Raw genomic sequence first — 14366 nt, 5'->3', positions numbered from 1 at the left:
CATACAAATATAAAGTTTTATAAGGGATATTAATAAGATTTTAAGTTTCTTTATGATATAAATTAGCGAAAAACACCTTTCCTTATCCAATATTTTTATTGGATATTGTGTTAGAAAAACTCTGTTCACTTACGTACCTATCTTTCTTCATTAAAAACTTCGTCTCGAAATGCGGGACGAAGTTTTTATAATAGTAAATATTCTCTCTTATTTTTTGGTATTCTCCAGCATCGGAACAAATTGATAATCACCAAATTCTAATACCTCAAAATTATGATCATCCAACCGAAGATATGTATACATTTTCTGATTTTCTTTTCCGATTGGGATCACCATAATTCCACCTAATTTCAGCTGTTTCAGTAATTCTTCTGGTAAATAAGGTGCACCAGCCGTTACGATTATTTTATCGAACGGGGCAAATGCAGGTAGACCTTTATATCCGTCACCAAATGTTTGGTATCGTGGTTTTTTATTTATTTTATTAAGAATAAGTCTAGAGAAATCATACAACTCTTTTTGTCTTTCTATCGAAAAAACTTCGGCACCTAATTCTACCAAAACTGCTGTTTGGTATCCACTACCTGTACCAATTTCTAACACTTTTTCGCCTTCGTGCACATGCAACAGCGAAGTCTGAAAAGCAACCGTATAAGGGTGAGAGATAGTCTGCCCAGAGGCAATCGGGAAGGCTTCGTCGCGGTAAGCAAACTCTTCGAAAGCACTATCTATAAAAAGATGTCTAGGGATATTATTCATCGCTTTCAGAACCTTTTCATCTTCAATTCCTTTACGATACAACAACTCCATCAGCTGTTTTCGTTTTCCTTTGTGCTTAAATTCATCTACTGGCATGTTCCTTATTTTTTGCAAAATTGCAATAAAAAGTACTAAAAACTCATTAATTTTAACGCAAATATTTTTTTATGTTAAAAGTAGGAGTAATTGGCGCTGGCCATTTGGGAAAAATCCACCTAAAATTACTCAATCAATCTAGCCACTACCAATTGGTTGGCTTTTATGATAGTTGTGTAGAAAACGGGAAGAGTGTTAGCGAAGAGTTTGGCTATCGTTATTTCGGGTCGATGGATGATTTGATGGATGCAGTGGATGTGGTAGACATCGTTACACCAACGCTTTCGCATTATGAAGTTGCCAAAAAAGCACTCGAAAAAAACAAACATATCTTTATAGAAAAACCGGTAACCCATACGTTAGAAGAAGCCGATGAATTGCTGAAAATGGTAAAAGAAAAAGGACTCAAAGCGCAAGTAGGCCATGTTGAACGTTTCAATCCTGCTTATATAGCTGCTTTTCCTTATATCAACGAACCTTTGTTCATCGAAACACACCGCTTAGCAGAATTCAATCCGCGCGGAACAGATGTTCCTGTGGTATTGGATTTGATGATTCATGATTTGGATATCATCCTGTCGATTGTAAAATCGGAAATCAAATCTATTCATTCCTCAGGCGTTTCTGTGATCAGCAATACACCCGATATTGCTAATGCCCGAATCGAGTTCGTAAATGGTTGTGTGGTCAACATCTCAACAAGCCGAATGTCTTTAAAAAACATGCGTAAAATGCGTGTTTTTCAACGAAATGCATATATTTCTATTGACTTTCTGAACAAGAAAACCGAAATTATTAAAATGCACAAAGCACCCGAAAACCCTAGTGAATATGCTATGATTTGGGAAAACGATAAAGGAGATCGACGAGAAATTAGCTTCGAGCATCCGAAAATAGAAGCAAATAATGCTATATTGGATGAGTTGGAAAGTTTTGCAAATTCGATCGAAAACGGAGCGCCTATCAAGGTTAGTTTACAAGACGGTCGTAATGCCCTGAAAGTTGCTCTGGAAATTATTGATTATTTTGAAAAATCTCAAGAATCGATTAAAAATCAAACCATTATAAAAGAATAATAAAATAAAAACATCATGAAAAACATTACCGTAATTGGAGCGGGAACAATGGGAAATGGGATTGCACACGTTTTTGCACAATCTGGCTTCTCTGTTCATTTGGTCGATATATCGCAAGAAAACCTTGATCGCGGATTGAAAACAATCGAAACCAATCTTGATAGAATGATTGCGCGTGAGAAAATTTCTGAAGCCGATAAACAACAAACCTTAAGCAACATCACAACCTTTACCGACATTTCTGAAGCTGTAAAAGAGGTAGAATTGGTTGTGGAAGCTGCAACCGAGAATTTGGATCTGAAACTAAAAATATTTCAACAGTTGGATGAAGCTGCGCCCGAAAAAGCGATCCTTGCAACCAACACTTCGTCTATCTCGATTACCAAAATTGCTTCGGTTACTAAACGCCCGAAACAAGTAATCGGTATGCATTTTATGAATCCAGTTCCTGTAATGAAATTGGTAGAAATCATTCGTGGATACGAAACATGCGATGATGTAACAAAAGCCATCATGACATTGTCTGATAAGCTTGGGAAAATACCGGTAGAAGTCAACGACTATCCTGGTTTTATTGCCAACAGAATCTTGATGCCAATGATCAACGAAGCGATTTATTCATTGTACGAAGGTGTAGCTGGTGTACGAGAAATTGATGAGGTGATGAAACTTGGAATGGCTCACCCAATGGGACCGCTACAATTGGCAGATTTCATTGGTCTTGACGTTTGTTTATCTATCTTAAATGTTCTCTACGATGGTTTCAAAAACCCTAAATATGCTCCTTGTCCATTATTGGTAAACATGGTGGTAGCTGGCAAAAAAGGAGTAAAATCTGGAGAAGGTTTCTACGATTACTCAGAATCGAAAAAGGCAGAAAAAATAGCTGCACAATTCTCCAAATAATCACATAAAAAAAACCTGATTCGAGAATCAGGTTTTTTTTATGTATTTTAATAATAAGCTATTGTACGCTCGATGATTTGCCACGGACGTGCATCTCTAAAAACTTCACATTTCACCCAATTCCCATGCGAATCGTATTGATAATCGAAAGTATAAATATTCAAAAACGATTGACCTTCTTTCTCTGCTTTTTTCAATGCTATTAATTCATTATTATTATACACTTCTTCGCGTTCTAATTGCCAATTAGCATCATAAAAGCGTCGAGTTTCTTTGCGTCTTTCTTTATCTTCAAACCCAAATGCGTGTAGATTTTTCCCGATTCTTTCTACCGCAATCGGATTGCTAGAGTTATCATAAATAAAATATTCGACCAAGCCTTTTTCTCCATTGAAATAGATTGTTTCAGTTTTCACTAGATTCTGGTTTTCATTGTATAATAGTACTGTCTCGGAGTTTTTTATTCCTTCTATTTTGTCGACAATTTTCTGTACATTTTTGTCGTGAGTATACAAAGTCTGATAACGAATTTGGTTGGATTTGCTTTGATAAACAAAATCTTCTTGGACTAGTTGCCCGTTTTGGTAATAATATTTTTTTTGCTCCTCTACTCTTCGTGGGTCTTCGCCATTATTGAGAATTATTTTCTGGTATTCTGCTAATTGATTTGATTGATTATAATGATAATTTTCTTCTGAATAGATCCCTAATCGATTACCGTATTCTAAGAAATTTGTTTTGTATAGGAGCAGACCATTGTAATCGAATCGATGTATTGTTTGATTATAATATTCATTACTAAAAAAACCTGTTGCAGCACGCTTACTTATGGCTTCTATAGACTTTGTTTGTATTTCTTTTACCTTTCCGATTAGGCCAAAATCTGTAATAGACAAAGCTTGTTTAGGGGTTTGTTTCGATTGCATTTGTGCATGAAGCATACAAAACGAGCTCAGAAAAAATAATCCTACTGCAAACTTTTTTTTCTTATTAATCATACGAGATAATCTTATAATTTTCTTTCTTTTCCATTCGCGTCTATAATTTTCCCCTGTCCTTCGAAAACGATTTTTGCATTTTTTCCTAAAGAAATTTTGGTTTGAGGAGCCACAATCGTCTTGGCCGAAATAGTGAGAACTACTTCATCATTGACATGAATGTTGGAATAGAAACGTTGAGTTTTATCCCATATTGTATTTTTTTCAATAATAAATGTATTGCCCAAAAAAGAGTCTTCGGTCACGAATTGTATCAAGTTTGATCGGCGTAAAAAATCGTGCGCTTTGATGATTTCGGTTGGCTGCAAATAATCTCGTGGATCATTTCCTCTTTGCGACATCAGACTGAATGGACATGCATTCGGAGAATGATAACTATTTCCGTGCCCCAAACCAAGACTATGCCCCAACTCGTGTGCAAAACCTTTCCCATCTCCTTGCGTGTGCCATAGTTTTGTTTCCTCCCAGGTTGTGTTGCTTTGCAGAGGTGCTTGGTAGCGGTGCAAAAGATATTTTAGGTAACGGTTCGGCAAATGGATTTGTGAGCTTCTCTGCAGATTGTTTACAGTCGGAAACTCAGACGCAGCCATTGTATTCCCCTTATAATTAATCGCTTTTTTCTTTACAACTTCATCAAAAATATCTCCATCTAGGGTAAGATATAGGTTAATACCTTTGGGGATTTTTGGGTCATTTGTTATCTTACTATCCAAAGGTTTCATGTACCAATTATTGCTTGGCGAAAAATTTCTTAACACTGGTTTTTTAGACTCTAAATCGGAGCCAGAGTTTTTATAATTCCAATAATAAGAGTCTTTTATTTCGATATAATTAAACACAAATCTAATCTTGCTATCCTTATAATAATCGGTTCCTGTGTAGCAGCCGGTTAAATCATTTGGTTGCCTGAGATTTCCCCAACTTTGATTTGCTTGTTGCAAATAATCTTCTAGAACTTGACGCTCTTCTTGATTTTTTAGGTTAAAATTTCCCGAACCGTCTTCGCGTTCTAATATAATGACATTGACACGAATGTTTATCGGTTGCAAATCATCCGTAATCACAAAATTCTCTATGGTGGATACATTAGAAGAAAAGGTTGTTTTGGTAGGATTTTCTAGAGGTGATTGATTTTCTTTCGAATAAGACAAACCATAATGTGTTGTTGTACAAGAGGTTAGCAAACCAAGAAAAAATGGTAAAAGCCTATATTTTTTGGATAAACAATTAGAAATGCTGAACAGTTTCACGATGTATAGATTTTTTGATCCAGTAAGATACTACATTTTTCAACACAAAATAACTTGGATTTCCGAGACAATTATCCATTGGTAAACGTTGAATATTCGTTGCAACACTATCGTCTTTTATGCCTGCTGTACCAAAGGTTAATTGCGCATCAAAAATCTCGAAGAAGTCTTGCTTAACACCATAATCGGTAAAAGGAAAAGAGAACACTCGATAATCCAACCCGAATTTTTGTTGAATATAATCTACGCTTTCTGTGCTTTCACTCAACTGTTCTTCTAAGTTTAGAAACTGATAAAAAGGATGATTCATCGAATGCCCACCCAGAGAAAATCCATCGTCTAGCAAATCTTGTAGATCACTCATATTCATATAAATATCCCAATCTGACAAGGAAATTTTATATTGCTCAATCAAAGAATCAATCAAAGGCTCATCATGAATTTGTAGCTTCAAAAGCTTTTTGCGTTGAATTTCTGAAGGGTTTTTCTCTAACAGTAAAGCAACTTTGTACCGATAAAAAACTGCTTGATTATCGATAAAATTAGGATTAATAAAAAAAGTAGCATGCAAGCCTCTCTCCTTCAGAATCGGAGCAATATGGGTATGACATTCTTTTAGCCCATCATCGAAACTTAAATGAAAACAATTCTCCTTTACTCCTTCTTGTGAATTTTTAGATTCGATTAATTCTTGTAAAGAAATCGACGTGTAATGTTGCTGAAAATAGTCTAATTCTCGCTGAAATTGATCTATGTTTTTCAACGGATACAAATGCCGGATATAAGGTAAATCTTGATCAGATACCGTGTGATAAAAAGGGAATATCGATTTTTTATGCCACATTTTCTATGTAAAAATAATTTCTCCGATCCCATGTTGCCTATTTCTATGTAACAAGTCGGGATGTTTTTCTATTAATTTTTGATCGATAAAAAGAAAATTTTTATACGGTCTTTTTAGGATTACTCTTAATTTTCTTGTAAGAAGAAACTCAATTAATGGATTGCGAATCACCACCGAATGTAGTTTTTCTTTTTCAATTTCGGCGATGATGTTGTCCACAATTTCATTTGCTTGCTCATCAGAATTGTAATAAATATAGTGCAAAAAGTATGTTTTTTGCCGAATAGCTCGTACTACAAAAGCAGTTAGTTCGTCATTTTCACGTAATTCGAAAGCTGCTAAATGAAAGGTAGGATCGATAAAACTAAAGTCGAATTTTTGATGAATTTCATCACTAGGATTTGTAGATAGCCAAGGAAATTGAAAAATCCATTGCAGCTTTTTTGTCGACAACGGAAATAATTCGTTTTTTGATTTTTCTTGTAAAAATGCTTCGGTTTTTTGATCTAAACTCGATTGCCGAAAAGTAAATTTTTCATTTATTGTAGGCGTAATAAAATGATAAAACCAATTAAGGACTTTACTTATTTTCGTAGGAAATTTCTTTTCTAAAAAACTAAAACTCAGATACAATTCAGTTGATTTTATATCGTGAATAAAGTAATATTTCTCTCTATTTTGATACAATTTCGCCGAACCTGGCGTTCGTGTTAACACCATTAATTGATGCGGATAATCTTTTTCTATTTTGTTCAACAACAGCTCAGAAAAACCTTTTCTTCGGTAATCTGGATGTGTCCAATTTCCACTAGACCAAATTATTTTTTCGGTAAAATAAACCAAATCATGCAAGACAATTCTATAACTAACAATCTGATTATCAACAACTATAAAGTACAACACAAAATCTTCTTGTACAGAAAACGGGTTTTCTAAATAAGACCATAAACGAAACGGCGTGAAGGGTACATGCATTAATTTTCTATAAAAATCTGAATTATAGAACTCTAACAAATCCTTCTTTTTCAGTGTGTGTATTGTTACCAAAGTCGATTGTTTTTATAGCAGGTATAATATTTTTTTTGAGCACCAAAACCCTCGAAAAAATGAGCAATACTGGGAATATTCGATCCTTCGAAGTCTAGGATTTTCATTGGATTTTCTTGGATATATGCATCTAAAATCCCTGTCGGAACAGCCATTTTCTTCCCTTGATTATTTACAGAAGCATTGACATAAATTCCGCGTTGCCCACTATCGATAAATACAGAAAAGCCAACCAATTCTCCTTCGGAATGCGCTGTAATAATTGTTGCTTTTTTCTTTTCTTGCAATATCGTTAATACACGAAAAAGCTGTTGTATATCTACAGCATGTTGACTATTTTTTTGTTTAAAGTTGATTAGTTCATCTATCTCAACAGAATTCCAGCGCAATTCTACTTTTTTATTGATAAAAGAGCGTACATTTTTCTTGGTTTTCTTATCATATTCTCGATTATTGACGAGTAAAATATGATTAATTCTTTTTTCTCCTTGCGGAGAAAAAAGAAAAGTGTTCTCTTCATTGAAATGATAACTTTTTACCCGCTTTTTTTCTAATTTTCGATAAATCCTTTGAAAAACTTCTATAGGAAAATTGTCAGAATGGAAAACACCTAATTGCTGGCAGTAAGTTGGCTGAGATACAAACTTCATACCCAACAACCTAATAAAAGGCAGTGGCATAACAGCCTGATAATCACCATAAACCAAACAGTCCCATCGTTTATTCACCAATAAATCCAGGTACCAAATTTCTGCATACACACGATAATTTACACTTTTTCGCAAACATTTTGTATACTTTTCTTGGTCTAAATTTTTCCTATTTATTTGTTTAATCATATTGAATTCGCTCATAAACTTCTCGCCATTTTTCCCATTCATTGGTAAAATTCGACTGATGAAATAATGTTATAAAATACCCATTCACCGTCTTCACTTTTTCTCTATACTCCAATAATAATTGACAAGCCTCTACTGGTGAAAGTTTCATGTAATTTCTCAGGGTCACATCCATTGCAATAAACGGAAATATTTTGAGGGTTGTGATAGAATTCGTCGATAAATCGAACCAAAAAAATGGTTGTGCAGTGCCTGCGCGAAATCCCACCCTATGAGCAAAACCCATTGTATAGTCCTCTTCCACTTCGTATTGGAGCAAGTTCTTATAGGTTTGGGGCAAATGTAATTTGATGAAATGTTGTCGAGAACAAATTATTTTCCGATTCAAAACAATCGATAATCGTTGAATTTCCTCTTTTATTTTTTCTGGATTTCGGTTGGATAAATAAGATGGATGTATCCCTATTTTTGCCCAACTTGCTTGTTGTTTAATCAATTTTTGATGTGCTAAATTTTGCCAACTTAGATTATGATCATAGGTTGAAGTATCACCCAACAGCCAAAAAAAGATAGAATCATGCTCATATTTTTCGGCTATTTCTCTTAGGTAATCGAACTGATCGTAGGGATCTTTTTGCAAATTATTCAGTACGAAGAACTGTTCTTTTATCGATCTAAAATCCCCATAAAAACAACCCCTCAAAAAGGTTTTTATTTGTTTGGCTAAGGAGTGGTTTTTATATTTCCAAGCAAAATCTACATCGTGGGTATTGATTTGCACAAAAGATTTTTCAATCGGGCGAATACTTGGATAAAATGCCATTAAATCTTCTAGTATTTTTAATAATATTTGATCAACAATTGGTTTAGAATAATCTACTTCAGAACCTAAAAACCTTTGATGCTCATCCAACCTATCATGGAGTAACAAATATTCTTCGTATCTAGAAAGGCAATAAAAGACTTTTCCTATCTCATGCAAATCAGAGAATTTTACTGCAGAATCGATGTGATTGTCTAGCAGGAAACTATCTTTTTTCAACTGAAATAGCTCAGAAAAAGTATGTTCAGAAAAATTAATTTTATAAGCTTCGGCTTGTAAAAACTCTTCTTTTTGATGTACGAAAACTAGTTCTAATCCTAAAAAAGTTTGGTTGAAGAAATCGAATACATACTCGATTCTTGGACTTAATTTTTCGGTATAAATACAGAGTTTATCGTACAAAACATAGGGTTTTATGTGTAAAAATAAACCTTTTTTAGGAAAGAAAAAACGCCAAGCAAAACTCGGCGTTTTATGGCTGATAAACTAGTAAATTATCCTACAATATTGATTATTTTTCCAGGCACAATGATGATCTTTTTCGGGGTTCGATCTCCCAATTGTTTTTGGGTGCGTGCATCTTTCATCACTATTTCTTGGATTTCATCCTTACTCAAACTCAAAGGAAGCTCGAGCAAAAATTTCATTTTACCATTGAAAGAAACAGGATATTCTTTGCTATCTGCAATCAACCATTTTTCATCGAAAATCGGGAAATCTGCATGTGCAATTGACGAAGTATACCCTAGTTTGTGCCACAATTCTTCGGCTATATGGGGTGCATATGGCGATAAAATTATTGCCAAAGGTTCTAGAATTGCTCTTTTATTGGTTTTTAATTTTCCTAATTCGTTCACAGTAATCATAAATGTAGAAACCGATGTGTTAAACGAAAAACTGTTAACATCTTCGTCAACTTTTTTTATGGCTTGATGCAGAATTTTGTATTCTTCTTTGGTTGGTTCATCCTCTGAAACATAAAAAGAATCATTTTCTCCCGAATGGTACAAACGCCAAAACTTTTTCAGAAAAGAGTGTACTCCCGAGATCCCTTGTGTGTTCCAAGGTTTCGATTGTTCAAGTGGTCCTAAAAACATTTCGTACAAACGAAGAGAATCGGCTCCATACTGCTCACATATTATATCTGGGTTTAGCACGTTAAACTTCGATTTCGACATTTTCTCTACTTCTCGTCCTGTAATGTATTTCTCTTCTTCTAAGATAAATTCGGCGTCCTGATACTCTTCTCGCCATGTACAGAATTTTTCTATATCCAACTCATCTGTACCATCTTTCAGTAAGCTTACATCAACATGAATAGGTGTTACTTGGTATTGATCTTTCAGAGAATATGAGACAAAAGTGTTACTGCCTTGAATGCGATATACAAAAGCACTAACCCCTAAAATCATACCTTGATTGATCAACTTCATTGCATATTCTTGGGTTGGTGCCCATCCTTTATCGAACATAAATTTTTGCCAAAAACGTGAATACAATAAATGGCCTGTTGCATGCTCGGATCCACCGATATACAGATCTACATTTTGCCAATACTCTACCGCATCTTTGCTCACAAACTCATTTTCGTTATCGGGATCCATATACCGCATCCAATACCACGAAGAACCTGCCCAACCAGGCATCGTATTCAGTTCTATTGGGAAAATTGTTTTATTATCTATCAAGTGGTTTTCGACCACTTCTTTGTTCAGCGTATCAAACGCCCATTTGGTTGCACGCCCTAATGGTGGCTCTCCTTCTTTGGTTGGTAAATATTCATCAACTTCTGGTAGGATGACGGGTAAAGCTTCGGTTGGTATAGTGTACGGAACACCATCTTTGAAATAAGCTGGTACTGGTTCTCCCCAATAGCGTTGACGTGAAAAAACTGCATCCCTCAAACGGAAATTTGTTTTTCCTTTTCCGATATTCTTATCCTCTAGAAAATGAACAATTTTTTCTATAGCTTGTGGATAGTCTAATCCATCTAAAAAATCTGAGTTGATTAGTTTGAAGTTTCCTTTCTCTGTAAAAGCAGCTTCTTGTAGGTCATGATTTTCGAAAATTGGACGAATTGGCAAATCGAAATGTTTTGCAAAAGCGTAATCACGATCATCCCCTGCCGGCACGGCCATTACAGCCCCTGTCCCGTAAGATGCCAACACATAATCCCCTATCCAAATAGGCAATTTTTCTTGAGTAATAGGATGAATAGCATATGCACCTGTAAATTCACCGCTAATGTGCTTAACATCTGATAAACGTTCTCTCTCTGATCGTTTTGTGGTTTGTTCTACATATTCCTCTACTTTTTTTCTATTATCCGAAGTGGTAATTTTTTGTACCAATGGATGTTCTGGCGCAAGTGTTACATAACTCACACCGAAAATAGTATCAGGGCGAGTAGTAAAAACTTCTATTTGTTCTTCGTTTCCTTCTATCGAAAAAAGCACAGAGGCTCCCTTTGATTTTCCTATCCAATTACGCTGAGCTTCTTTGATAGGTTCTGGCCAATCGATGGTATCCAAATCGGTCAATAAGCGATCTGCATACGCCGTGATTCTCATCATCCATTGGGTCATTTTTTTTCTGATAACTGGGAAACCTCCTCTTTCAGATAAACCATTGATTACCTCATCATTTGCCAACACAGTTCCTAAATCTGGACACCAATTGACTTCGGCTTCTGCCAAAAAGGTTAGACGGTATTTTAGGAGTATTTCTTGCTGTTGTTTTTCTGTGTAGTTTTTCCAGTCTTCGGCAGAAAACTGTGGCGTATCTTCATCACAAACTGCATTTATTTGGGTGTTACCATTTGTAGAAAACTCATTGATTAGACGGCAAATAGATTCTGCTTTATTGGTAGAAAGATTGTAATAACTATCAAAAAGCTGATTAAATATCCATTGTGTCCATTTATAAAAATTGGGATTAGAGGTTCTAATTTCTCGATCCCAATCATACCCAAGCCCCAAACGCTTCAGCTGTTTATCGTACCCAGGAATGGTGTTTCCTTGTTTATCTACTCCACCTTCTATATTTACAATTGTTGTGATTGCTGGATGTTGACCTGTTTGTATAGCGTATTGCTCGGCTGGTAAACCGAACGAATCGTAGCCCATCGGGTGAAGAACATTATAGCCTTTTAGTCGTTTGTAGCGTGCATAAATATCAGACGCAATATACCCTAATGGATGACCAACATGCAAACCTGCTCCGGAAGGGTAAGGAAACATATCCAAAACATAATATTTAGTCTTATCCGACTGATTCTTTGCCTGAAATGTTTTGTGATCAAACCAGTACTGCTGCCATTTTGGTTCTATTTCTGAAGGATTGTATTGCATAATTATTTTAATTTTAGCAAAAATACAGTATTTATAGAGCAAATAAAACTTAAAAAAACGATATTTGAAACCAAACTAAGTGCTCAGTTTACAGATGTTGAAAAGAAAGATTTTTTATTGGTTTTCGGTAGGATTTATTTTAGTTTTCATCCTGATTACAGTTCGATACATTGTGAACCATACCCGTATTTTTGTGAATTATGAGATTGAAATCAACCCAATTGTCATTAATTGGGATCGAGAAAGCGATTCAATGGTTCGAATAAAAGATCCTATTTATGTGAGAGATGAGTTCTTTTTAATCGAATATCCTAATGATAATCAATACATAAAAGAGGATAGCATCTTGTACAAAGAGCTTTTCTATGGTGAAAACAAAAAAGGCTCGTTACTCAATCTAAGTACGCCTTATACGTTATGGAAAAGCCGCTACAACGACACAATTCATGTCTATAAAAACAAAAGACATCTGAAGTTTGTATACGATTATTATACCGCTTCTAAGTAAAAACTAAATACCGAACCTTGCCCAGGTTTACTTTTTACGGTTATTTTTTGTTGATGAGCTTCGAGAATATGTTTTACGATTGCTAAGCCTAAGCCCGAGCCACCATTGTTTCTACTTCTACTTTTTTCTACCCGATAAAAACGCTCGAAAATACGCTCTATATCCGACTCTTTGATGCCAACACCTTCGTCTTTTACTGCGACTTTCACTTTGTCTTCTTGTCTTTCTAATTGTATACTAACTTTGGTACCTTCATCCGAATAATTGATTGCATTTGCTATAAGATTGATCAGTACTTGCTGTATTTTTTCTAAATCTCCTTTTACACGCAAGTTAGGATTCACTGGTTGCTTTATATACAAATCGATATTCTTATTTACTGCTTTTATCTCTAGCAAGTCTATAGATTCTTGTACTAGTGCAGTAAGGTTGAAGGTTGTTTGATGAAGTTTTATTTTTTCTCGTTCGAGCTCGGTGATCATATCTAAATCTTTTACCAAAAAAATCAATCGATCTACCGACTTATTAATCCTATTGAGGTATTTATCTCTAATTTTTTCATCTTCTACTCCTCCTTCTATCAACGTCAACAAATAGCCTTGTACCGAAAATAGCGGTGTTTTCAGCTCGTGTGATATATTTCCTAAAAACTCTCTTCGGTAATTTTCTCGTTCGATTAGGATATCGATTTCTTTGGTTTGATCTTCTGTAATGGTTGTAAATTTCTGCGAGATATCTTCAAAATCCAAAGTTTCTTCGCCATCCAAAACAGGTAGAATAGACGAAAACTGACGCAAATCTGTTCGCCTTTGTCGTTTATTATTGAAATGAATAATAATTGTCAGTATCAAAGTACTAACCAAAAATGTAACGAAAAGAAAAGCTTTGTATTGATATAAAACAGCAAAATTCTGGAACCAAACATAATACAAAACAAACATAAGTGCATAGACAATTAGTGTAGCAAAAAAACCCCACCCAAAACTATGCATCTTTTTAAGGGATTTGGCCATTAATCATTCATTTTATACCCAATACCTTTAATGGTTGAAAAGCGATCATTCCCGAATTTTTCTCTTAATTTACGCACATGTACATCAATAGTTCTACCGCCAACTACTACTTCATTACCCCAAACTTTATCAAGGATTTCTTCTCGTTTGAAAACTCTCTCGGGATTTGAGCCCAACAAAGCAATAAGTTCGAATTCTTTTCTAGGCAAAGTAAAATCTTCTCCTTTGAAAGTAACTTTGTATGTTTCTCGATTGATCGTAAAGTCTTTTAGCCGAATTATATCCGCTACTTCTTCATCTTGTTGTTTTATTTTTAGTAAAGCTTTCAATTTACTTACCAATATTTTTGGTTTGATCGGTTTCACGATATAGTCATTTGCACCAGCATCATACGCAGCTAATTGAGAGAAATCTTCGCCACGAGCCGATAAGAACACAATCAGTGTATCCTTGAAAGCATCTAGCTTTCTCAACTCACCACAAGCTTCTACACCGTCCATTTGAGGCATCATTACATCCATAAGAATAAGATGAGGTTTGAAAACTTTTGCTTTTTTTATCCCCTCTAATCCATTTGTTGCGGTCTCTACCTCGAAACCTTCTTTTTCTAAATTGTAGGTAACAAACTCTAAAATATCTGGCTCATCGTCTACCAGTAAAATCTTATAATGTTTCATAATAAAGAGAATTAACGGTTTCGTAAAACGCTCGTAAAATTAAGGTAATAAAACTATATAAATATGAATTTCATAAACTTAACAATGATTTAAAATTACAAAACTTTCATAACGTTTCACTAACAAAAGCTTTACTTTCTATAAAAATTATTATGGAAACTTCCCTGCAAATTTGCAAAG

General features: G+C 34.8%; 13 protein-coding genes. 3 read left to right on the top strand and 10 right to left on the bottom strand.

The features are described from left to right. Positions 1–207 precede the first annotated feature (207 nt). Positions 208–855, bottom strand: a complete 648-nt coding sequence (locus tag HMPREF2660_RS04195; RefSeq protein WP_013598284.1) for a protein-L-isoaspartate(D-aspartate) O-methyltransferase — start codon at positions 853–855, stop codon at positions 208–210. Positions 856–926: 71 nt separating this feature from the next. On the opposite strand from HMPREF2660_RS04195, the gene HMPREF2660_RS04190 reads away from it, so the two are divergent. Both HMPREF2660_RS04190 and HMPREF2660_RS04185 read left to right on the top strand, forming a co-directional pair. Further along, entirely contained in the window at positions 927–1931 is a 1005-nt protein-coding gene (locus HMPREF2660_RS04190) for a Gfo/Idh/MocA family protein (RefSeq protein ID WP_070485723.1), read from the top strand. A gap of 15 nt (positions 1932–1946) precedes the next feature. After that, on the top strand, positions 1947–2837 hold the full coding sequence (locus HMPREF2660_RS04185; protein ID WP_013598282.1) for a 3-hydroxyacyl-CoA dehydrogenase family protein: 891 nt from the start codon (positions 1947–1949) through the stop codon (positions 2835–2837). A gap of 47 nt (positions 2838–2884) precedes the next feature. On the opposite strand, the gene HMPREF2660_RS04180 is transcribed toward HMPREF2660_RS04185, so the two are convergent. The 7 genes from HMPREF2660_RS04180 to leuS all read right to left on the bottom strand — a co-directional run bounded on the left by HMPREF2660_RS04180 (position 2885) and on the right by leuS (position 11988). Further along, positions 2885–3835: a hypothetical protein gene (locus tag HMPREF2660_RS04180; RefSeq protein ID WP_013598281.1), complete on the bottom strand. Its 951-nt coding sequence runs from the start codon at positions 3833–3835 to the stop codon at positions 2885–2887. An 11-nt stretch (positions 3836–3846) separates the two neighbouring features. After that, on the bottom strand, positions 3847–5085 hold the full coding sequence (locus HMPREF2660_RS04175; RefSeq protein WP_070485722.1) for a hypothetical protein: 1239 nt from the start codon (positions 5083–5085) through the stop codon (positions 3847–3849). After that, positions 5063–5929, bottom strand: coding sequence for a polysaccharide deacetylase family protein (locus HMPREF2660_RS04170; protein ID WP_070485721.1), 867 nt, complete (start codon positions 5927–5929; stop codon positions 5063–5065). Before HMPREF2660_RS04170 ends, HMPREF2660_RS04175 begins: the two co-directional genes overlap by 23 nt. A gap of 3 nt (positions 5930–5932) precedes the next feature. After that, on the bottom strand, positions 5933–6976 hold the full coding sequence (locus HMPREF2660_RS04165) for a GNAT family N-acetyltransferase (protein WP_141743544.1): 1044 nt from the start codon (positions 6974–6976) through the stop codon (positions 5933–5935). Beyond that, positions 6970–7830 carry a hypothetical protein gene (locus HMPREF2660_RS04160; RefSeq protein ID WP_141743543.1) on the bottom strand — a complete coding sequence of 287 codons (861 nt, stop codon included), beginning with the start codon at positions 7828–7830 and terminating at the stop codon, positions 6970–6972. The genes HMPREF2660_RS04165 and HMPREF2660_RS04160 overlap by 7 nt, the downstream gene beginning before the upstream one ends. Further along, entirely contained in the window at positions 7808–9040 is a 1233-nt protein-coding gene (locus HMPREF2660_RS04155) for a polysaccharide deacetylase family protein (RefSeq protein ID WP_070485715.1), read from the bottom strand. The genes HMPREF2660_RS04160 and HMPREF2660_RS04155 overlap by 23 nt, the downstream gene beginning before the upstream one ends. Positions 9041–9132: 92 nt before the next feature. Beyond that, a complete protein-coding gene (gene leuS, locus HMPREF2660_RS04150; protein WP_070485714.1) occupies positions 9133–11988 on the bottom strand; it encodes a leucine--tRNA ligase in 2856 nt (951 codons plus the stop codon). 94 nt (positions 11989–12082) lie between these two features. Here leuS and HMPREF2660_RS04145 point away from each other — a divergent pair, with 94 nt between their 5' ends. Then, positions 12083–12496 carry a hypothetical protein gene (locus HMPREF2660_RS04145; RefSeq protein ID WP_013598274.1) on the top strand — a complete coding sequence of 138 codons (414 nt, stop codon included), beginning with the start codon at positions 12083–12085 and terminating at the stop codon, positions 12494–12496. Here HMPREF2660_RS04145 and HMPREF2660_RS04140 read toward each other — a convergent pair. After that, the gene (locus HMPREF2660_RS04140; RefSeq protein ID WP_083299057.1) at positions 12478–13509 is read right to left on the bottom strand and encodes a sensor histidine kinase; all 1032 of its coding nucleotides are present in this window, start codon (positions 13507–13509) and stop codon (positions 12478–12480) included. The two genes, HMPREF2660_RS04145 and HMPREF2660_RS04140, sit on opposite strands and share 19 nt — an antisense overlap. Continuing rightward, the gene (locus tag HMPREF2660_RS04135) at positions 13509–14186 is read right to left on the bottom strand and encodes a response regulator transcription factor (protein WP_013598272.1); all 678 of its coding nucleotides are present in this window, start codon (positions 14184–14186) and stop codon (positions 13509–13511) included. The genes HMPREF2660_RS04140 and HMPREF2660_RS04135 overlap by 1 nt, the downstream gene beginning before the upstream one ends. Positions 14187–14366 lie beyond the last annotated feature (180 nt).

The organism is Weeksella sp. HMSC059D05, from assembly GCF_001809725.1.
Lineage (GTDB): Bacteria > Bacteroidota > Bacteroidia > Flavobacteriales > Weeksellaceae > Weeksella > Weeksella virosa.
This window is presented reverse-complemented; position numbering and strand designations above follow the sequence as displayed.

Excerpts from the sequence above, each read along its gene's own strand:
- HMPREF2660_RS04195 (WP_013598284.1), bottom strand. The coding sequence starts at position 855 with ATGCCAGTAGATGAATTTAAGCACAAAGGAAAACGAAAACAGCTGATG.
- HMPREF2660_RS04190 (WP_070485723.1), top strand. The coding sequence starts at position 927 with ATGTTAAAAGTAGGAGTAATTGGCGCTGGCCATTTGGGAAAAATCCAC.
- HMPREF2660_RS04185 (WP_013598282.1), top strand. The coding sequence starts at position 1,947 with ATGAAAAACATTACCGTAATTGGAGCGGGAACAATGGGAAATGGGATT.
- HMPREF2660_RS04180 (WP_013598281.1), bottom strand. The coding sequence starts at position 3,835 with ATGATTAATAAGAAAAAAAAGTTTGCAGTAGGATTATTTTTTCTGAGC.
- HMPREF2660_RS04170 (WP_070485721.1), bottom strand. The coding sequence starts at position 5,929 with ATGTGGCATAAAAAATCGATATTCCCTTTTTATCACACGGTATCTGAT.
- HMPREF2660_RS04160 (WP_141743543.1), bottom strand. The coding sequence starts at position 7,830 with ATGAGCGAATTCAATATGATTAAACAAATAAATAGGAAAAATTTAGAC.
- leuS (WP_070485714.1), bottom strand. The coding sequence starts at position 11,988 with ATGCAATACAATCCTTCAGAAATAGAACCAAAATGGCAGCAGTACTGG.
- HMPREF2660_RS04145 (WP_013598274.1), top strand. The coding sequence starts at position 12,083 with ATGTTGAAAAGAAAGATTTTTTATTGGTTTTCGGTAGGATTTATTTTA.
- HMPREF2660_RS04140 (WP_083299057.1), bottom strand. The coding sequence starts at position 13,509 with ATGGCCAAATCCCTTAAAAAGATGCATAGTTTTGGGTGGGGTTTTTTT.
- HMPREF2660_RS04135 (WP_013598272.1), bottom strand. The coding sequence starts at position 14,186 with ATGAAACATTATAAGATTTTACTGGTAGACGATGAGCCAGATATTTTA.